The sequence below is a fragment of the Luteitalea sp. genome, assembly GCA_009377605.1.
Lineage (GTDB): Bacteria > Acidobacteriota > Vicinamibacteria > Vicinamibacterales > Vicinamibacteraceae > WHTT01.
Map to the genome: position 1 here is coordinate 32020 of WHTT01000044.1, position 19682 is coordinate 51701.

At 64.2% G+C, this 19682-nt stretch carries 12 protein-coding genes; 7 read left to right on the forward strand and 5 right to left on the reverse strand.

The annotated features are described in order from the left end of the window. Positions 1-26: 26 nt before the first annotated feature. Both GEV06_15635 and GEV06_15640 read right to left on the reverse strand, forming a co-directional pair. Positions 27-653: a hypothetical protein gene (locus tag GEV06_15635; protein MPZ19326.1), complete on the reverse strand. Its 627-nt coding sequence runs from the start codon at positions 651-653 to the stop codon at positions 27-29. Between the two features lie 77 nt (positions 654-730). Next, positions 731-2005 carry a beta-ketoacyl-ACP synthase II gene (locus GEV06_15640; protein MPZ19327.1) on the reverse strand — a complete coding sequence of 425 codons (1275 nt, stop codon included), beginning with the start codon at positions 2003-2005 and terminating at the stop codon, positions 731-733. 807 nt (positions 2006-2812) lie between these two features. Here GEV06_15640 and GEV06_15645 point away from each other — a divergent pair. The 3 genes from GEV06_15645 to GEV06_15655 all read left to right on the forward strand — a co-directional run bounded on the left by GEV06_15645 (position 2813) and on the right by GEV06_15655 (position 6539). Beyond that, a complete protein-coding gene (locus tag GEV06_15645; protein ID MPZ19328.1) occupies positions 2813-4282 on the forward strand; it encodes a hypothetical protein in 1470 nt (489 codons plus the stop codon). A 95-nt stretch (positions 4283-4377) separates the two neighbouring features. Next, complete coding sequence (locus GEV06_15650) at positions 4378-4704, forward strand: hypothetical protein (GenBank protein ID MPZ19329.1); 327 nt, start codon at positions 4378-4380, stop codon at positions 4702-4704. Continuing rightward, entirely contained in the window at positions 4701-6539 is a 1839-nt protein-coding gene (locus tag GEV06_15655) for an AMP-binding protein (protein MPZ19330.1), read from the forward strand. The genes GEV06_15650 and GEV06_15655 overlap by 4 nt, the downstream gene beginning before the upstream one ends. 63 nt (positions 6540-6602) lie before the next feature. Here GEV06_15655 and GEV06_15660 read toward each other — a convergent pair whose 3' ends face one another. Further along, positions 6603-7163: an FtsX-like permease family protein gene (locus GEV06_15660; GenBank protein MPZ19331.1), complete on the reverse strand. Its 561-nt coding sequence runs from the start codon at positions 7161-7163 to the stop codon at positions 6603-6605. Then, positions 7048-9540, reverse strand: coding sequence for a PKD domain-containing protein (locus GEV06_15665; GenBank protein MPZ19332.1), 2493 nt, complete (start codon positions 9538-9540; stop codon positions 7048-7050). The genes GEV06_15660 and GEV06_15665 overlap by 116 nt, the downstream gene beginning before the upstream one ends. 131 nt (positions 9541-9671) lie before the next feature. Here GEV06_15665 and GEV06_15670 point away from each other — a divergent pair, with 131 nt between their 5' ends. Then, entirely contained in the window at positions 9672-10583 is a 912-nt protein-coding gene (locus GEV06_15670) for a 3'(2'),5'-bisphosphate nucleotidase CysQ (GenBank protein ID MPZ19333.1), read from the forward strand. Between the two features lie 82 nt (positions 10584-10665). After that, positions 10666-12390, forward strand: coding sequence for a bifunctional sulfate adenylyltransferase/adenylylsulfate kinase (locus tag GEV06_15675; GenBank protein MPZ19334.1), 1725 nt, complete (start codon positions 10666-10668; stop codon positions 12388-12390). A 144-nt stretch (positions 12391-12534) separates the two neighbouring features. Here GEV06_15675 and nadA read toward each other — a convergent pair whose 3' ends face one another. Next, positions 12535-13572, reverse strand: a complete 1038-nt coding sequence (gene nadA / locus GEV06_15680; protein ID MPZ19335.1) for a quinolinate synthase NadA — start codon at positions 13570-13572, stop codon at positions 12535-12537. 300 nt (positions 13573-13872) lie between these two features. Between nadA and GEV06_15685 the strand changes: the two genes are divergently transcribed. Further along, positions 13873-16722: a hypothetical protein gene (locus GEV06_15685; protein MPZ19336.1), complete on the forward strand. Its 2850-nt coding sequence runs from the start codon at positions 13873-13875 to the stop codon at positions 16720-16722. A 21-nt stretch (positions 16723-16743) separates the two neighbouring features. Beyond that, complete coding sequence (locus GEV06_15690; protein MPZ19337.1) at positions 16744-19566, forward strand: phosphoenolpyruvate carboxylase; 2823 nt, start codon at positions 16744-16746, stop codon at positions 19564-19566. The last annotated feature ends 116 nt before the right edge of the window (positions 19567-19682 follow it).

Below are 19682 nucleotides of genomic sequence, written 5' to 3' on the forward strand. Positions count from 1 at the left end.
GATTTGCTCCGATTCGATCGCGCCGATCAGGCGCGCTGTTCGACCTCGTCGACCGACGAGGCGATTTGCGACGACACGGTCGCGGAAGGCCGCGACGGGAGATATTCCTGCTCGTAGTACTCGCGCACCCAGCGCTGGTTGATCTCGTCGCCGGAGGGGATCGCCGCCTCGGAGCGACACTGCGGACAACGGAGAAGCCCAGGCGTCGACTTCCGTCGGGCCGTGCCGCAGGCGGAGCACAGCCGGGGCGAGTGCTCCACGAGCCCCTGAATCAACCGGAGCCAGGTGTCCACGCGCAGAAACAGCTTCCGCGCATCAGCCACCGACGTCGTCTCTGCCAGGACGCTCGCATCGATCTCGGGCAGCCGGCGACGAAGCAGACAGCGTCCCTCGTCGGTCAGCATCCCGTTGGTCTCCAAGACGTCGTGGCCGAACACCTCCTGTGCCGTGTCGAAGATGTTTCGTTCGGGCATCAAGATGTCGAACTCGTTCTCGCTCTCCATCGTGATCTCGATGAGGTCCAACGACTCGGCTCCAAGATCGTGCAGACCGGCGTCGGGCGTGACCTGCTCGGGATCGATCCGGAGGCTCGTGGCCACGATGGAAGCAAATCGCTCGTAGACCTCTGTGTGTGAGATCGAATTGTTCGACATTTCCAACCGCCTTTCCGATCGGCCAACCACGAAGAACACTCACCACGAAGGACTCTTCTCGGTTCTTCGTAGCTCCCCTACGCTTCCACCTGCCGCAGCGCCAACACCGCGTTCTGCCCGCCGAACGCGAAGGCATTCGCCAATGCCGCCCGAATCTCTGCCGGCCGGCTTCGGTTCGGCACATAGTCGAGATCGCACTCTGGATCTGGCTCATGGTGATTGGCGGTCGGAGGCGCCGCGCACTCGGTCATGGCCTTCGCGGCTGCAATGAGATTGCTCACGCCGGCCGCAGCAATTGTGTGTCCCAGCTGTCCCTTGTTCGACGAGACGAGCAGGCGTGGGGCGTGGGCGCCAAACAGCCGCTTGATGGCTTGGCTCTCGACCGCGTCGTTCTTGCGGGTCGACGTGCCGTGCGCGGCGATGTAGTCAATCGCGTCACTGGACAGCTTGGCGTCGTCGAGGGCGAGCCGCATCGCGTGTGCCTCACAGATGCCGTCGGGCGACGGGTCGGTCAGCGTATGGGCGTTGGTCGTGCTGCCGAAACCGGCGAGCTCGGCATAGATGCGGGCGCCGCGCGCGCGGGCGTGGTCCAAGTTCTCGAGGACGACGGCGCCGCCCGCTTCACCCATGACGAAGCCGTCGCGGCCACGATCGAACGGCCGTGAGGCCTCTGTGGGATCCGGATTCCGACTGAGGGCGCGAAGCACCGAGAAAGCCAGGATCCCGATCGGGTTGATCACGGCCGAGGCGCCGCCGGCGATCATCGCGAGGGCGCTGCCCCGGCGGATGTATCGAAAGGCCTCGCCAATCGCGTGGCCGCTCGCCGCGCAGGCGGTATCGATGGCGACGTTCGGGCCGCGGCAGCCGAGCAGCTTGGCCGGGACCGCCGCTGTGAAGTCGCCAAGACGTCGACTGAAGGCGCTTTCGGGTTGACAGCCGTCTCGCGCGAAGCGCGCGAGGTCGAGCGCTGGCGCGTCATGCCGACGAAACCGGTAGTAGTAGCGGAGGAGGTTGATGTTTACGTAGTTGACGCTCGTCCCGGCCACAATGCCAATCTGCTGCGGGTCGAGGCGAGCGTGCGCCAAGCCGGCGTCCGCGTAGGCTTCCTCGGCACTCATGGTGAAGAGCTTTACGGTGCGTCGCCAGTGCCCTCGCGGCACGGACTCGAGCGCCGGACCGGTCTCTGCGAGGCCGCCGATCTCGGCAGCAACCTTGCAGGCGTATTCCGACGCATCGAAGTACGAGATGACCCGAATCCCGCTGTCACCGGCAAGCAGGCGCGACCACACCGTGCGCACGTTGCGCCCGAGCGCGGTGACCCAGCCGAGCCCCGTGATTGCGACGCGGTGCATTCATCCTCCAACCAGCCGGCACCAACGGGGTCGGCGCCGTAGTGCAAGAGACCCCACCCGCTCACGCGCCACTGACACGCACGCGCCAAGCTGGCGGAGAGGTCCTGCATCTTGTGTGCCGCCGGGGTCGGGCCAGTGGTCAGCCTATATACATTGCCCGTGTGGGGCTCCCGGACTTCAATTGTGTCGCCTGCGCGATCGACGCCCTACTATTCTGCGTCTTCGCAATGAGCATGGGCTCGCGCAGCCATACACTATACGCGTGTATAGTGTCTTGGAGGGCTGCGATTCTAACATCCGCCCCATGGCCGTGCAAGGCCAAACCCCCACCTGCCCGACACGCTGCGAGGAGAAGACGCATGACCGCTGAGCTGCCCGTGATTGTCGTCTCTGGCCTGCCCCGCTCCGGCACATCCATGACCATGGGTATGCTCCAGGCGGGCGGCGTGGCGATCCTCAGTGACGGTGTCCGGACGCCGGACGAGAGCAATCCCAAGGGCTACTTCGAGTTCGAGCCCGTTCAGCGTCTCGCCGTGGCGCCTGATTCCTCGTGGCTCGTCGCAGCCCGAGGCAAAGCCGTCAAGGTCGTCTCCTCGCTCCTTTCTTATCTACCGCACACGTATGAATATCGTGTGATCTTCATGCACCGAGATCTGCGTGAGGTCGTCGCGTCGCAGGACAAGATGATCGCGCAGCGAGGCACGGACGGCGGCGCAGCGAGTGAGGAAGCGCTCGTGCAGCTCTACGATCGCCATCTCCAGCAGGTCAGGCGGATGCTGGTCGAGCGGCCCTGTTTCACGACGCTCGATGTCGAGTATCGGACCGCGCTCGCCAATCCCGCAGAAGAGGCTCACCGCATCAGCGCGTTCCTGGGCGGCACACTGGAAGTCGAAGAAATGCGGCGTACCGTGGATCGGGCCCTGTATCGCAATCGCGCCGAAGAGGAAGGGATCAGGAATCAAGACGCAGTACGTAGGCAACACCAAGGGAGCGGATTGGGTCAGGGATAACGTGATGCGCGAATCCGCCGTCGTGATCACGGGCGTTGGATTGACCGTGCCGCTAGGCCTTTCGGCCAAGGAGGCCAGTCAACGGAGCCGAGATGGTGAGTCGGCGATTGGACCACTGCGCCGGTTCGACGTTGCCGGCCATCCCTGCCGTGCCGCCGCCGAGGTGGCCGACTTCGATATCAGCGATTGGCTCGGGTCACCGAAGAACGCCAAGTTGATGGGCCAGAGCGTCAAGTACGCGCTGAGGGCGGCGAAAGAAGCAGTGGCGAACGCCAGCATCGAGCTCGATCGGTTCGACCCCTATCGTATCGGCCTCTACACCGGATCCGGTCAGACCGGCGTGGATTGCACGATCTTCTTTCCGGCACTCACGGCCGCCTGGGACGGTCGAGACGATCTCGACTTCAGATACCTCGGCGGCCGTCCGTCCCGTCTCGTCGACCGTTATTTCTCGTTGAAGACGCTCGCCAACGCCGGCATTGGCTTCCTGTCGTCCGAGCTCGGCGCGCAGGGGCCGAGCGGCAACTTCGTGCAAGGGGATACGGCGTCGGCTCTCGCCATCATGTCGGCGTTTCACGACCTGGTCGAGGGACGCTGCGACGTCGCCATTGCCGGTGGGTACGAATCGCTGCTCACCTCCTCCACCTATCTCGCGTACGCGCGAGCCGGCCTGCTGTCTGCCACTGCTCCAGACCGCGCGTATCGTCCTTTCGACAGGGAGCGGGACGGCGTCGTGCTCGGCGAGGGCGCCGGTTTCCTCGTGCTGGAGCGTCGCGATGTCGCGGAGGCACGCGGCGCTCCGATCCTCGCGGAGCTGGTGGGCTGCGGCTGCGGCATGGTTGCAGACGACATCCCAGAGCCACGGCGCGCGCTGCAGGCATCACGCGCCGCGGCGGCCGCTGCGCTCGATGGCGCTGACGCGGACGTGGTCATCGCGCACGGCATCGGGACTCTCGCAGGAGATCAGGCGGAGGCGGAGCTGCTGGCGGAGCTCTTCGGACCTACCGTGCCGATTACCGCCTTCAAGAGTCAGACAGGCTACCTCGGCGCGGCTGGGTCTTCTGTCGAGCTGGGACTGTCGGTCCTCGCGCTCCATGAGGGTTGGCTGCCGCCGATTGCGCGCCTGCAGATCCCGGAGCCTGATCTTGGACTCGATTTCGTGCGCCCAGACGCCCGGCGTGTGAAAGATCATCTGACGGCGATCTCCATCGCCTGGTCCTGGGCCGGCCAGGTAACGGCGCTTGCCGTTCGAGGCGTGAAGCCTTGAGAACGCGAAACTTGAGGAGATAGTAGGGCGCGGTCGCCGAGCGCCGTCACGGCCGCCTCGGCGAGGCGGCCCTACCGACACGACGTGAGAAGGCTATGGAAGACGTCTCGGCGGTTGCCATTGGCACATCGGTCGTCGCGCACCTGAAGCAGATCGCTCGCGACGAGCTCAAGCTTCGTCCGGAGGAGATCGACCGGATCGACTCGAGCACCTCGCTCATCGAAGGACTGCAGCTGGACTCGCTGACGCAGGTGGTGCTGCTCAGTGAGCTCGAGACACGGTACGGGATCGTGCTGGACGTTGGCGGTCAGGACCCGCTCGAGCGGATCGAGACCGTGGGCGACCTGGTTGCGCTCATCACACATCGCGTCTCCTCGTCGCAGCGTTCGGAGCTAGCACGTCTGCGCTTTCCACAGCCGTGATGAATCCTCGCTACCAGACCATCCCGGAGACCTTGTTGGCGCTGCAGGACTGCACGAAGTACGGTGCCCGCTTCGCCGACCGAACCGGCAACGCGCAACTGTACCCCTATGGAGACGTCGTCGACCGCGCCATGCGTGTCGCCGGCACGCTGCAGCGGCAGGGGCTTCAGCCGGGCGACCGCGTGGCGATTGTGCTCCCCACGTCGATTCACTTCTTCGATGCGTTCTTGGGGACGATGCTCGCCGGCGGAGTGCCGACGGCGTTGTATCCACCGGTTCGACTCGGCAAGCTAACCGAGTACTTTGCGCGAACCGCACGCGCGCTGCAGCAAATCGGCGCGAGATTCCTTGTCATCGACCCGCAGATCGGCAAGTTGATCGGCCCAGCGGTCGAGAGCCTCCACGGGCTGTCGCATATCTTCGATGCCGGCGACCTGCTGCAGGATGCCGCGTGGCATCCGATTCGGCCTCAGGCGGATGCGCCTGCGTTGCTGCAGTTCTCCTCGGGCACGACGACGCATCCAAAGGCAGTCACGCTGTCGCATCGAAACCTGATGCACAGCCTGGAGATGATCGATGGTTTCGTCTCCTTCCTCGGTAACGGGGAGCGGGAAAATGGAGGCGTCTGCTGGCTGCCGCTGTACCACGACATGGGGCTGATCGGTTGCCTGTTCATGGGGCTCTACCATCCGGCCACGCTGACGTATCTGCGCCCCGAGCAGTTCCTCGCCAAGCCGGCGTTGTGGCTGCAGACGATATCCAGATATGCCGCCGCCGCATCGCCAGCTCCCGACTTCGCCTATGGTCTTTGCCTGAGTCGGATCAGTGACGAGGAGATGGACGGTGTGGACCTTTCGAGCTGGCGTATTGCCTTCAACGGCGCCGAGGCCATTGATCCGAACGTGATGCAGCGCTTCATCGACCGATTCAGCCGGTGGGGACTACGACCCGAGGCGCTCACGCCGGTGTATGGCCTTGCCGAAGCTGGGCTCGCCGTGACCTTTTCCGATCCTGCCGAGCCAGCCGTGATCACCGAGTTCGACCGCGAGGCGCTGACGAGATCGGGCGTCGCCAAGCCGGGATCCGGCCGGCGGCTGCCCTCGGTCGGACGCTCGATGCCTGGTCTCGATGTCGAGGTTCGTGATCAGGAAGCTCGGCTCGATGACGGTTCGATCGGACGCATTTGGGTCCGCGGCCCCTCGATCACAAACGGGTACTACAACGACCCGGAGTCGACCGGGCGCCTGCTTCGTGATGGCTGGCTCGACACGGGCGACCTCGGATTCTTCCATCGCGACAATCTGTACATCTCCGGTCGTGCGAAGGATCTCATCATCATCCGCGGCCGGAATTATGCGCCGCAAGAAATCGAAACGCTCCTCACCGATCTACCGGGGCTTCGGCGTGGTTGCGCCGTGGCCGTCGCGGACTCATCGGCTGAGGGCCGCGAGCGGCTGGTCATCCTCGCCGAGCGTGATCGGCGGAGCCCAAAGCCAGACGACGAGTTGGTCGGCTCCATCCGCAACACCGTGCTGAGCGGCTTGGCGCTGACCCCCGACGTCATCGAGCTGCTGCCTCCCGGCACGCTTCCTCGCACATCGTCTGGAAAGCTGCGCCGCGCCGAGGCCCTCCGCATGTACCAGACGAGACAGCTGCGACCACCCGCGAGAACCACTCGACTGGCATTACTTCGGCACGTGGCGACGTCGCAGCTTGCCTGGGCTCGTCATTGGCTGCGCCGCACGATCAACGGGTCACGCGCCGATCGCCACGCAGATGCTGACGAAAGTCCAGCGGCCGCCTCGGCGAGGTGGCCCTACCGTCGTCCACGGTAGGGCGCGCTCGCCGAGCGCGCCGTGCTCGCGGGAAAGCTATCCGATTCCTCTTTTCGCGCAGTATCACCCGTCCGACCGCAGGGCGACGATGGGGTCGATGCGGGAGGCGCGGCGGGCGGGGAGATACATCGCCAGAAGCGCGACAGCCACGAGGATTACTGATACCGCAGCGTAGGTCGTCGGGTCCAACGGGCTAACGCCAAACAACAGGGCGGACATCAGGCGAGTAAGCAGCATCGCTCCGCCAACGCCGAGCACAACGCCGATCAGCGTCAGCATGAGCCCATGACGCAGAAACAGCCGGCGCACATCGCGAGTCTGCGCGCCGAGCGCCATGCGGATGCCGACCTCGCGAGTCCGCTGCGTTGCGATGTAGGCAATCACCGCGTAGATCCCCACAACGCCGAGCAGAAGCGCGACCGTGGCGGCAATCGTGAGCATGACCAACAGGACACTAGGCGTGCTTGTGTCGACGAGCTCGGTGTAGCAGAGCGTCTTTGCGTGCGGGCTATGGTGGGAGCTGACCGAAGACCTCGAGCTCGCGGAGCGCAACCCCTCGACCAGGAGCGCTCTCCTCAACGAACAGCCCCACGAACCTCGCCCGCGCCGAGAAGCCAACGGCATCGTCGATCCCGCCGTCGTCGGAGCCGACGCGCCGCAAGAGCGCCCAGTCGACGCCATCCTGGGAGGTCCAGAACGAGTAGGCCGCGGCGTGCTGCGTACCCCACTTGAGACGGATGCGCTCGACGGATAGCGGCGTGCCGAGATCGACGAACAGCCACTGTGGGCTTGCGGCTTCGCCGATCCAGGCCGTTCGATCGCTTCCATCCACCGCCATGGCTGGCGGTGCGGAGCTTGCCGAGGAGGCCACCGCGGGATGTCCAACCGCGAGGTTCCCGGTGGCACGATATCGCGCTGTGAGGCGGGTCGGCGCGTCCGGGACAACGAAGAGGTGGTCCGCTTCACCCCCATCGGACCACTCATCGAGCACCAGCCAGACGTCGGCGTTCCCTGGCGCGGGCTGCGATGGAGCGATCACACGCATCTGCCAGCCGGGCCACCCAATGAACGTGAACGGTGCTTGGACCGGGGTCTCGTTGACGTACAACTCTAAGCCAGCTGGGACGCTCGTGACCGTGACGCCAACCCACCGGGGGAAGAGCTTTTGGGTGACGGTAGCGGCGAGCCCCTGCGAGTCCACCGCCGTGAGCTCGATTTCGAGATAGCTATTGGTGGCCCCGGGAAAGTCTTCGGGCGGCGGCGCGACGATTTCAATGCCGTTCCCGATCGTCGGCGGCAAGAAGGGGTGCGTGTGCGATCCATGATGCAAGATCACGCGCCACCTGAGATTGGGTACGAACGTCCCATCTTCACGATCCCACGCCCGGCCGTTCAAAACGACGGTCTGGCCTACACTGAAACGAAAGCCAGGCGCAGGAGAAAGGATGGTCGGTGCCGGTGGCCTGTTGCCCACATCGATGCGCACGCTGGCCCGGCTCTCGTGGCTTGCGTCACGCACCGTGACTTCAGCCGTATAGGTTCTCGCGCTCGTGTAGGTATGAATGAGCCGAGGGCCATACTGCGTCGGCGTGCCGTCGCCGAAGTCCCACGCGAACGAGAGTCGATCGCCGTCTGGATCGCTGCTTCCGGTTGCATCCAGCAGCACGGTGAGCGGCGTCCCACCAGAACGTGGCGTCGCGGTCGCAGCTGCCGTTGGTGCTCGGTTGCCGCTGTCTTCGAAGGTGATGACCCGCACCTCGCCGCCGCCACGGTAGGTGGCATAGTAGAGTCCCAGCCGGCCGCCGACAGGCCCAAACGTCATCGTGACGATGCTGCTCGTGCCAAAGCCGTCTGCGAACGTCGTGGACTGGTAATCTCCGCCGGCTCCCGGCCCGAGCGCGAAGATCTTGCCGCAGTTGAAGTCCGCAAAAAGGTAGGTGCCAACGTATTCGGCAGGCCAGGCGCTCTCCGCCGGCACGAAGGCGCCCCCGGTGATCGACCCGCAGCCGGTCGAGTGCGAATACGCGTGGAGCGGGTTCGTCAGGCCCTGGGGCGGCTGACCACAGTCGTCGCGCGACCCCGCGACACAGGGACCTTCCCGCTCGTTCCAGCCGTAGTCGGCGCCGGGGACACCCAGGTTGATCTCCTCCCACTGGTTCTGCCCGACATCGTTGATGAGCAAGCGCGGTGTCGCTGCATCCGTATCGAACGCGAAACGAAAGGGATTTCGCAGGCCCGATGCAAACGTCTCGCGGCAGGCTAGGCCGGCCTCGGCTCTCCCCGTCAAGCGGCACGGCGCCGTGCCCGGACCTTGGAACGGGTTGGTGGGCGGAATACCTCCATCGCGCGTGATGCGAAGGATCTTGCCGAGCAAGACGTGCGGATCGCGCGCAGCGTTGTTGGCTCCAGCGCAGCCACTATCGAAGAGATAATCGCAGCCGCCATCGCCAACGGCGACGTAGAGATACCCGTCGGGGCCGAAGCGCAGATCGCCCGCATTGTGGTTGCCGCCAGTCGACGGAATGTTGTCGAGGAGGATCAGCTCCGTCTCGGCGTCGACCAGGTTATCGTCGCCGAGCACGACGCGCGACACGCGGTTGACCGGCACGAGGCGCGAGTTGGTCTCGCACGTACCATGCTTGTTGAACGTGTAGTAGAGGTAGATGTAGTGGTTCTCGGCAAACGCCGGGTCGACCGCGACGCCGAGCAAGCCACGCTCGACGTTGCTGCAGATGCGCGACGAGAGATCGACCGCCGGCGTTGGCAGTAGCTCGTCTCCCACCTTGACCAGAAGCCGGCCCGACTGGGTTGCAATGAGCATTCGGCCATCGGGTGTGAAGGCGAGAGCCGTGGGCGGGAGGCCGACGTCGACTGCCAGGCGCTCGTCGAAGCCGTCTGGTACTCGCACCTGAGCCTGGGCCAGCTCTGCTAGCGACGCTGCGCTCACAATCACCACGAGCAAGCACGCGAGACGTCGCCGTGTGCCGATTGTCCGTGTCATTGCTATACCCTAGTATTGATATGTGGCCGATGATACGCCCTGGATGGGAACGAGGCAAATGAACGGCCGCCTCGGCGAAGCGGCCCTACCACGGGGGTAGGACGCGTTCGCCGAACGCGCCGTGAGCGTCAATGGGAACGGCCCGCGGGCGGCGGCCTGCTAGAATGTCGCCCAGGATAGATGTGATGCATGACAACTCGTTTCGAGATCTCGTTCCGGCGGTAATCGAGGCCGCAGCGGCCGCAGGACGATGTATTGAAGGCGTGCGTGCCGAAGGATTGGGGGTCGCGACCAAGTCGGATCTGTCCCCCGTCACCCGTGCAGATCACGAGGCGGACGCGCTGCTCCGCGAGCGCCTGTTGGCGCTCGTGCCGGCTGGCTGGCTGTCCGAGGAGACGGCAGATGCTCCCGAGCGGCTCGCGCAGCAACTGCTGTGGGTGGTAGATCCGCTCGATGGCACCAAGGAATTCATAGGCGGGATTCCCGAATACGCCGTCGCCATCGCGCTGGTCGAGGAAGCCCAACCGGTGCTCTCGCTCGTGCACAACCCAGCACGAGGAGACACCTACTGGGCCGTCCGCGATCACGGCGCGTTTCTCACGCAGGTCCACACAGCTGACGCTAGCCAGGACCATCAGCGTATCCGTGCGGCGGAAGGACGCAACCTCCTGGCGTCACGCTCGGAATGCCGGTCGGGCGAGTTCGCGCCGTTCGAGGCGGCGTGGCAAATCACCTCGATGGGCAGCATTGCCTACAAGCTGGCGCAGGTGGCCTGCGGCAGCGCGGCCGTCACATTCTCGCGTGGCCCCAAGCACGAATGGGATGTCTGCGCAGGGGCCCTCCTCGTTTCCGAAGCGGGAGGACGCGTAAGCGATGTCTTCGGCGCTCCTCTCCAGTTCAACCAGCCGTTTCCAAAGGTCAAGGGGATCCTGGCCGGCGCACCGCATGCTTATGCCAATGCACTGCAAGAGCTGGCACAGATTGGGGCTTCGGCACGAATGAACGAGCTGACGGATCCGCCCGCGTCCCTCCAGCGTTCCTAGAACAGGAACCGGGTACCTTTTCGGTCTTTCGTAACACGAGAACTGCCCCCGTTTTCTACGTAAAAGGAGTAGATGAATACACATGTCCACTGATCACTTGATTGCACCGCACGGCGAGAAGCTGACGGCCCTTGTGGCAGACGCCGAGAGAGCCAACGAGCTGAAGCTCGAGTCGCGCGACTGGCCGTCCTGGGATCTCACGCCGCGGCAGCTCTGTGATCTCGAGCTGCTCCTGAACGGCGGCTTCTCGCCGCTCGCCGGATTCATGGTGCGATCCGACTACGATCGCGTCTGCAGTGAGATGCGCCTTTCTGACGGCACGCTCTGGCCCATGCCGATCACGCTCGACGTGCCGGACGCGGTTGCGCGCGGCCTCCAGCCAGGGGCGCGGCTCGCACTAAGAGACCCGGAGGGCGTCATGTTGGCCGCCCTGACCTGCGAGGACATCTGGCAGCCGGATCGCGAGGCGGAGGCACAAGCGGTCTTCGGCACGGGAGACCGCACACATCCTGGGGTGCGCCATCTCCTCGACTCGACTCATCCGTACTACATCGGCGGCCGCCTCGAAGGGGTGCAGGCTGCCCTGCACTATGACTACCGAGGCCTGCGGCACACGCCGGAGGAGCTCCGAAAGGAGTTCGCTCGTCTTGGGTGGCGCCGCATCGTCGCGTTCCAGACGCGGAACCCGATGCATCGGGCGCATCAGGAGCTGACGTTACGGGCGGCCAAAGACGTGGAAGCCAGCCTGCTGATCCATCCGGTCGTCGGCTTGACCAAGCCGGGCGACGTGGATCACTACACGCGGGTCAGGTGCTACGAAGCGCTGCTTCCCACGTATCCTCACGACACGGTCAAGCTGTCCCTGCTTCCCCTGGCCATGCGCATGGGTGGGCCTCGTGAAGCGGTGTGGCACGCAATCATCCGGAAGAACCACGGCTGCACGCATTTCATCGTGGGACGCGATCATGCGGGGCCGGGCAAGGATGCTTCAGGGAAGCCGTTCTATGGCCCGTACGACGCGCAAGAGCTCTTGAAGACGCATGAGCAAGAGCTGGGCGTCACGATGGTGCCCTTCAAGGAGATGGTGTACGTCGAGGACCTCGATAAGTACGTTCCAAGCGACGAAGTCCCCGAGGGAACCCGAACGCTTTCGATCTCGGGCACTCAGCTCAGATCACGGCTCGCCGAAGGCCGCGACATTCCAGGCTGGTTCACGTTTCCTCAGGTCGTCACAGAGCTTCGGAGGCGCCATCCGCCGCGTCACGCGCAGGGATGCACGATCTTCTTCACGGGGTTGTCCGGGTCCGGAAAATCGACGGTCGCAAACGTGCTTCTGGTGAAGTTCCTCGAAATGGGCGGGCGCCCTGTCACGCTGTTGGACGGCGATCTCGTTCGCAAGCATCTGTCGTCGGAGCTTGGCTTCTCGAAGGAGCACCGCGATATCAACATTCGCCGGATTGGCTTCGTCGCCTCCGAAATCACGAAGAACGGCGGCTTGGCCATCTGCGCGCCGATTGCGCCGTATGACTCCGTGCGGAAGGAAGTCCGGGGCATGATCGAGCCTGTTGGCGGCTTCGTTCTGGTGTACGTCTCTACGCCGCTGGACGTCTGCGAAGGGCGGGATCGAAAGGGGCTCTACGCAAAAGCCCGCGCCGGTATCATCAAGGAGTTCACAGGCGTGTCGGACCCGTACGAGCTGCCCGCCGATGCCGACATCACGATCGATACGACAGAGGTGAGCCCGGAAGAAGCCGCGCAGCAGATCCTTTTACATCTGGAGCGGGAGGGATACGTGGGAGTCGGATAGGTCCTTGGTCCCTGGTCCTTGGTCCCTAGTTCGTGGTCCTTGGTGCGGCGACAGTCGATTAGGGCTATCGGTGCAACGGTTCGGCGCCATCGGTATCGGAGCTCAACGAATGCTCAGGCGCACCAAGGACCAAGGACCAAGGACCTAATGAATCGCCAACATGCGGTCGAGCGCCACCCGCGCCCAATGCTTCGTGGGCTCGGGCACGACGATGTGGTTCTTGACGGTGCCTTGCAGCAGGCTATCGAGGCACCAGAGGAGGTGGTTCGGCGAGACGCGGAACATCGTCGAGCAAAGGCAGCCAAACTGATCGAGGGTGACGACGGTCTGCTCCGGTGCCACTTCCCTGGCGAGGCGGTTGACGAGGTGAATCTCGGTGCCGACGGCCCAAATGGTACCGGCCGGCGCCTGACGCACAGCGTGTAGGATGTGTTCCGTCGATCCGCAGTCGTCTGCCGCCTGGACGACGTCCCAGGTGCACTCTGGATGCACGATCACGCGCGCCTGCGGGTACCGCTTCCGAATGTTCTGAATCTGCGCGACGGTAAACCTCGTGTGAACCGAGCAGTGGCCCTTCCAGAGGAAGAGTCGCGCCCTAGCTGCCTCGTCGCGCGCAAGACCGCCCCAAGGCTCGTTGGGGTCCCACACGACCATCTCGTCGAGCGGCGCCCCCATTTTGTAGGCGGTGTTTCTTCCAAGGTGCTGATCAGGGAGGAACAGGACGCGCGCGGCCTGTTCCCACGCCCAGCGCAACGCCGCGCCCGCATTGCTCGAGGTGCAGATCACGCCGCCGCGCTCACCAACGAACGCCTTGATGGCCGCCGAGGAGTTGATGTACGTGACGGGGACCAGATCGTCGATGCCCAGCTCGCTGAGCTCCCGCCAGCACACCTCGAGCTGGTCGATCTCGGCCATGTCGGCCATCGAGCAGCCGGCAGCAAGATCCGGAAGCGTTACCCGTTGATGCGGCGCCGCCAGGATGTCTGCGCTCTCCGCCATGAAATGCACACCGCAAAAAACGATGAACTCGGCCGCCTGACGGCTGGCGGCTTCGCGCGAGAGCTTGAGAGAATCGCCGGTCACGTCAGCGAACTTGATCACCTCATCTCGCTGATAGTGGTGCCCCAGGATAACGAGACGGTCACCGAGCGCCGCCCTCGCCGCAGCGATGCGGGAGTCCATCTCGGCAGGTGACAGGCTCAGATATTCTTCCGGCAGCGACTGCCGCTCGCGGATCTGCGCGTTCTCGTAATCGGTGAGCAGTTTGACGTCCACCCGACGCTCTCCTGCAATTGCCCACCCCTCCAGCCTCCTTGGCTTAGGGGTCAATCATCCATCTTAACGCCGAGGCGGGTGAAAAGGAACCGGGTACCCTTTTCCCCTTACAATTGGCACACCTACCGGTTGCGAGCGCTTGCCGTCACGGTCTCGGGGCCACCTGCGATCTGACGAGCTTCGGTTTGTCCTTGAAGGAGGATCCGTATGTCACGACACCTCATACTGGTGTGGCTGGCCACTCCGTTGTTCCTGCTCGTGCCTGCAGCAGGGCTGGCACAGCTCGATCAAGGTCGGCTCGTCGGAACCGTCAGAGACACGCAAGGCGCCGTCCTTGCGGGTGTTACCGTCACAGCCACGTCTCCGGCGCTGATCGGGGCACAGGCTACGGTCTCAGAGCTCGATGGGACCTATCGCTTCGCCGCCCTGCCGCCAGGCAGGTATACGGTGGCCTTCGAGCTCTCCGGCTTCACCACTGTTCAACGCGAGAACATCGTGCTGGCGCTTGGCCAGACCTTGACGGTCGATCAGCAGCTCGACGTGGCGTCGCTCGAAGAAACAGTGACCGTGTCGAGCGAATCGCCGGTGGTCGACCTCCAATCCACGAAGGTCGGCGTGGAGTTCACCGCTCAGAAGCTGGCGGCGATTCCCTCGGCAACCGACGTCTGGGCCGTGCTTGGACAGGCGCCGGGCGTACGCATGCTCGGCTTCGACGTGGGCGGCAGCCACAAGAGCCAGCAGCTCGGGTACGAGAGCTTCGGTATCCGCGGCCAGAATCGTGTGGTCACCGAGGGCGTGGACACGACCGAGGGCGACAACGCCGCGGGCTTCTACCAGGACTTCTTCGCGCACGAGGAAATGTCGGTCAGCGCCTCCGGCGCAGACGTCTCCATGAACACGCCAGGCTCGGCCGTCGTGACCAACATCAAGAGCGGCGGCAACACCTTCAGCTCGCTCAATCAGATCACCTACGAGGGGAGGCGGTTCGTCGACAACAACATCGACGACCGGACGCAGGCGCGAGACTTCACGGGGCAACCCAACCTCAAATTCTGGGAGGGACATACCGATCTTGGCGGGCCCATCGAGCGCGATCGCGCGTGGTTCTATGGCGCCTACAACCACTTCACCATCGACAAGGCGATCTCCGGCGTCGAGCCAGAATTCACGGATCTGGCAATCTTCGACAACGTCACCGTGAAAGGAACCTTCCGCGCCAGCCAGAAGGACACGCTCATCGGCTACTACCAGTGGGGCCGCAAGTACAAGCCGACGCGCGGTCTCTCTGCGACCATTGGCCCGGACTCCATCCTGGCGCAGGACAGCCGATCCTGGATGTACAACGGTCAGCATCAACGCGTGTGGACCAATCGCCTGTTCACAGACATCAAGGTCGGCCTGTTCGGCTTCGGCTGGCCGATGGAACCGGCCGTCGACTGGCAGTCGAGCCCGTCTCGCATCGACACGGGCACCAACGTGCAAACTGGCGCGGGCTGGTTGGCGGGTGACCCAGATGGCGCGTTCACCTTCGATCGCGCCAAGCCGCAGGTCACGTTCTCCACGACGTACTATCTTCCCGAGAAGGCAGGCAACCACGACTTCAAAGCCGGCTTCGAGTGGTTGGACGACCGATCCAACCTCGGGAACAACGGCAACTCAGGGCCGATTCTCTATCGCGACAGGAATGGCGCGGTCGACGAAATCCGGTTGGTCGACGTCGGAACATTCGAGACGTTCGGCGACGCGTGGACCAGCGCCGAGGATGGCAATCGGCGCATCGCCTTGTTTCTTCAGGATCGCTGGAGCCCAACGAGCCGGCTCACGATCACGGCGGGGATCCGCTACGAGCGCCAGCAGCCGTATTACGGCGACGGTATCCGGACACCAGTGCTCTCGGACGTCTTCGACGAGCAGGTGGCGCCCGGACGGACGCTGCTGACGAGCAGCAAGCTCGTGCCGCGGCTCGGTGTGAGCTGGGATCCGCTCGGCGATGGCAGGTCCGTCATCAAGGCGTTCTACGGACGCTACTACCACAACTTCGCCGACAACCTGGAGGATGTGAATCCGGGCGGCACGGACCGCCGCGACTATAGGTTCAACGATCTCAACGGCAACCGGCTCTACGATGGGCCGGCAGAGCTCGGTGCACTGGTCGCATCGGCGGGCGGCAGCTCGACGACGCTGGATCCCAATCTCAGAACGCCATACAGCGACGAGGTCAGCGCATCGTTCGAGCGGCAGTTCTGGGGCGAATCATCGCTGAGGGTGGCGTATGTCCGCAAGATGACGCGAGACGCTTTCGACACGATCAACGTCGCACGCGAGGGTCAGTTCGTCATCGAAGTGCCACAAGAGGTCACGCTGCAGAGCTTCGACGGCGGTGTCGAAGGCACGCGGGTCTTCACTGTCCTCGACATCCCCGATGATCTGCAGGGCGAGGTCAACAACGCCATCATGAACATCCCCGCGTCGGTTGGCGGCGGCAATTACGATTACGACACGGTGCAGGTGGCGTTCACGAAGCGGATCTCGCGAGACCTGTTCCTCCAGGGCAGCTTCGACTACCAGTGGCGCGATGAGCTGCGGAACAACGTTGCCAGCAACAATCCGCTCGTCTCCGACCCGCTCGGCATCGATTACTTCCAGAACGTGTCTCCCGAGGTTTCGAACCGGCAGGAGAGCACGAACTGGCAGGGGCGCCTTCTGGGCAACTACGAGCTTCCTCGCGGCATTGGCGTGGCTCTGAACTGGCGTATCCAGAGTGGCTGGGCCTGGTCCCGCCTGATCAACGTGAACCTGCCAAACGCCGGAACGCAGGTGTTCTTCGTCGAAGATATCAGCGACAACCGGTCGGATACCGTATCGTTGATCGATGTACGGCTCGACAAGGCGTTCGACCTTGGGCGCTATCGACTGAAGCTCATGGTGGACCTTTACAATCTCACCAATTCCAACGCGGTCACGAACTTCAATCTGACCAACGGCTCGAACTTCAACAAAATCAACGCCGCTGTCGATCCGCGCACACTGCTGGTCGGAGCGCGGGTGGATTTCTAGTGGCGCTACAATCCTCGTGAGATGTCCGTCGAAGAAGAGCGAGATCGCTTGAGCGAGCAGATTCATCAGTTGGGGGATCTGCTCGGCGACACCATCAAGGAACAAGAGGGAGAGGCGCTCTTCGAGCTGGTCGAAGAGATCCGGCACCTGGCCAAAGCCCATCGGAGCCGTGATGAAGCAGCAGGCCAACGCCTCCTAGCGCTCGTCGATGGCCTCCCTCTCGACCGCGCGCACGGCGTCGTCAAAGCATTCGCGACCTACTTCCAGCTCGTCAACCTCGCGGAAGAGGAAGAGCGGGTTCGTGTGCTGCATCGCCGCGCGCGACACGCGCACGAGCAGAACGAGCCCATGGATGAGACCGTCGCGGAGGCGGTGATGCGATTGCGTGACGCGGGCGTGAGCGAATCCGAGATGCAAGCGCTGCTCCGTGGCCTCCTCATCATGCCGGTGCTCACAGCACACCCCACCGAAGCGGTTCGCCGCGCCGTGCTCGCCAAGCTCGATAGGATCAGCGACATCCTCCGCGACTTCGATTTCGTCCGGCTCACGCCGCACCAGGAGGCACAAGCCTGGACGGCATTGCGGGAAGAGCTCGCGTCCCTGTGGCAGACCGAAGAGACGCGTACAACGAAGCCAACCGTTCTCGACGAAGTCCGTAATGGGCTGTATTACTTCGAAAGCACTCTTTTCGATCAGGTCCCCGAGATCTACGAGAAGCTCGAGCTGGCCCTTGCCGATGCCTGGCCAGACGCCACCTTTGACATCCCCATCTTCCTGCGCTACGGAAGTTGGATCGGCGGCGATCGCGACGGGAATCCCTTCGTCACGCCGGAGGTCACCGAGCAGGCGCTGCGCGAGCACAAGGCCATGGCGCTCAGGCTGTATCGGCGGGCGCTCGATCGCATGCATGGGCACTTCACAGCGTCCAGGCTGCGCTACGAGATCTCACCCGCTCTCAAAGCCAGCCTCGAGGCAGACGCGGCGCTGTTTCCCGAGCGCGCACGCATGGTCGCGGCCCATTATCCAGAACAGCCGTATCGACAGAAGCTCTTCTTCGTCTTCGACCGCCTCGAAGCCACGGCACGCGCCAATACCGAGACCTGGCATGGAGCGCGGGCGCGTGTGCCTGGTGAATACAGCACGGTCGAAGAGTTTCTCAGCGACTTACGGCTGGTCCAGCACAGCCTGCAGCAGCACGCCGGCGGCTGGCGGTTGGCTTCCGGTCGTTTGGCGACGCTCATCCGCCAGGTCGAGATCTTCGGATTCCACCTCGCCACGCTGGACGTCAGACAGCACGCGGCGCGACACACGGCCGCGCTCACGGAGCTCGTCGCGCAGCTCGACCTCGCGAACGACTACGGCTCGCTCGGCGAGTCCGAGAGGATCGCGCTGCTGACGCGGGAGCTGGCGGAGCCCCGGCCGGCTCTTCTCGCCGATGACAAGCTCAGCGAGGCAGCCCGCGAGGTCGTTGCACCATTTCACCTCATCCCCCGCGCGCACGACGAGCTCGGGACGTCCGCCATCGACAGCTACGTCGTCAGCATGACCGCGGACGCCAGCGACGCGCTCGGCGTACTGTGGCTCGCGACGCTGGCCGGTTGCGCCAGCGACGTCGACATCGTGCCGCTGTTCGAAACGGTCGACGCGCTGCACCGCGCACCCAAGATCCTCGCCACCCTGTTTGCGCATCCGGCCTACGCGGCGCATCTCGAGCGCCGCGGCCGAGCCCAACAGGTCATGATTGGGTACAGCGACTCGAACAAGGAGGCCGGTTACCTCTCGGCCAACTGGGAGCTCCACCTCGCCCAGCGGTCGCTCGCGAAGACGTGCGCCGAGCACGACGTCACGCTCACGCTGTTTCACGGGCGCGGTGGATCAGTGGGGCGCGGAGGTGGCCCGGCCAACCGTGCCATTCTCGCGCAGCCCGCCGACTCAGTACGAGGACGCTTGAAGCTCACCGAGCAGGGAGAGGTGATCACCAATCGGTACGCCAATGCCGACATCGCCCATCGACATCTGGAACAGATCGTGAGCGCGGTGCTCCTCACATCGGGCCCGAGGAAAGTGGGGACGCCCCCCAAGCCGCAGCGCGGGCTCGGGCTGCGTTCGCGGGGCGGCGAGTGGGAACAGGCCATGAGCGCCTTGTCACCAATCGCCAAGCAGACGTACTGCGAGCTGGTGGGTGCGGCCGCCCTCTTGCGCTACTTTCACGAGACGACGCCAATCGACGAGATCGGCCGCCTGAACATCGGCAGCCGGCCGCCCCGCCGCCAAGCCACCGAGCGTCTCGAAGACCTCCGCGCGATCCCCTGGGTGTTCGCCTGGATGCAGTGCCGTGTCACGCTGCCCGGCTGGTACGGCCTCGGCACGGCCTTCACCGAATGGGCCGGTGACGATGACACGCGTTGGGCCACGTTGCGTGCGATGTATCGCGAATGGCCGTTCTTTCGTACGACGATCGACAACGCGCAGATGTCGATGCGTAAAGCCGACCTCCTCATTGCCCAGGTCTACGCCAGGCTGGCGGACGAAGCCACGCGCGAGCTGGTGTGGCCGGCGCTTGCCGCAGAATTCCAGCGAACAGAGACTGCGATCCTCCGGCTCACGCGCCAGCGAGACCTGCTCGACAACGAGCGCTGGGTCCAGCGCGCCATCAAGGTCAGAAACCCCTACATCGATCCAATGAACTACATCCAGGTGGCGCTGCTCAGGCGTCTCCGTCGGGTGCGGAACCATGGCGCACCAAGCGCAACGGCACCGCAGCCAGAGGATCCGGAGGCCCTGCGGCGGGTCGTGCTGCTCACCGTGAACGGCATCGCCGCCGGGCTCCGGAATACCGGCTGAGCCTCACCTAAAGAATCTGACAGCGCGCTGTATCGCGAACATCCGATGATCCACGAGATCACTAGTACATCGTCCGATTAGTACTTTATGTTATTCGCAGGCTCGTGTAACGTGGG

Coding starts and splice junctions, on each gene's coding strand:
- GEV06_15645 (MPZ19328.1), top strand. CDS start 2,813: ATGTCGAGTATCGGACCGCGCTCGCCAATCCCGCAGAAGAGGCTCACC.
- GEV06_15675 (MPZ19334.1), top strand. CDS start 10,666: ATGTCCACTGATCACTTGATTGCACCGCACGGCGAGAAGCTGACGGCC.
- GEV06_15690 (MPZ19337.1), top strand. CDS start 16,744: ATGTCCGTCGAAGAAGAGCGAGATCGCTTGAGCGAGCAGATTCATCAG.
- GEV06_15685 (MPZ19336.1), top strand. CDS start 13,873: ATGTCACGACACCTCATACTGGTGTGGCTGGCCACTCCGTTGTTCCTG.
- nadA (MPZ19335.1), bottom strand. CDS start 13,572: ATGGACTCCCGCATCGCTGCGGCGAGGGCGGCGCTCGGTGACCGTCTC.
- GEV06_15670 (MPZ19333.1), top strand. CDS start 9,672: ATGGGAACGGCCCGCGGGCGGCGGCCTGCTAGAATGTCGCCCAGGATA.
- GEV06_15635 (MPZ19326.1), bottom strand. CDS start 653: ATGTCGAACAATTCGATCTCACACACAGAGGTCTACGAGCGATTTGCT.
- GEV06_15665 (MPZ19332.1), bottom strand. CDS start 9,540: ATGACACGGACAATCGGCACACGGCGACGTCTCGCGTGCTTGCTCGTG.
- GEV06_15650 (MPZ19329.1), top strand. CDS start 4,378: ATGGAAGACGTCTCGGCGGTTGCCATTGGCACATCGGTCGTCGCGCAC.
- GEV06_15640 (MPZ19327.1), bottom strand. CDS start 2,005: ATGCACCGCGTCGCAATCACGGGGCTCGGCTGGGTCACCGCGCTCGGG.
- GEV06_15660 (MPZ19331.1), bottom strand. CDS start 7,163: ATGCCGTTGGCTTCTCGGCGCGGGCGAGGTTCGTGGGGCTGTTCGTTG.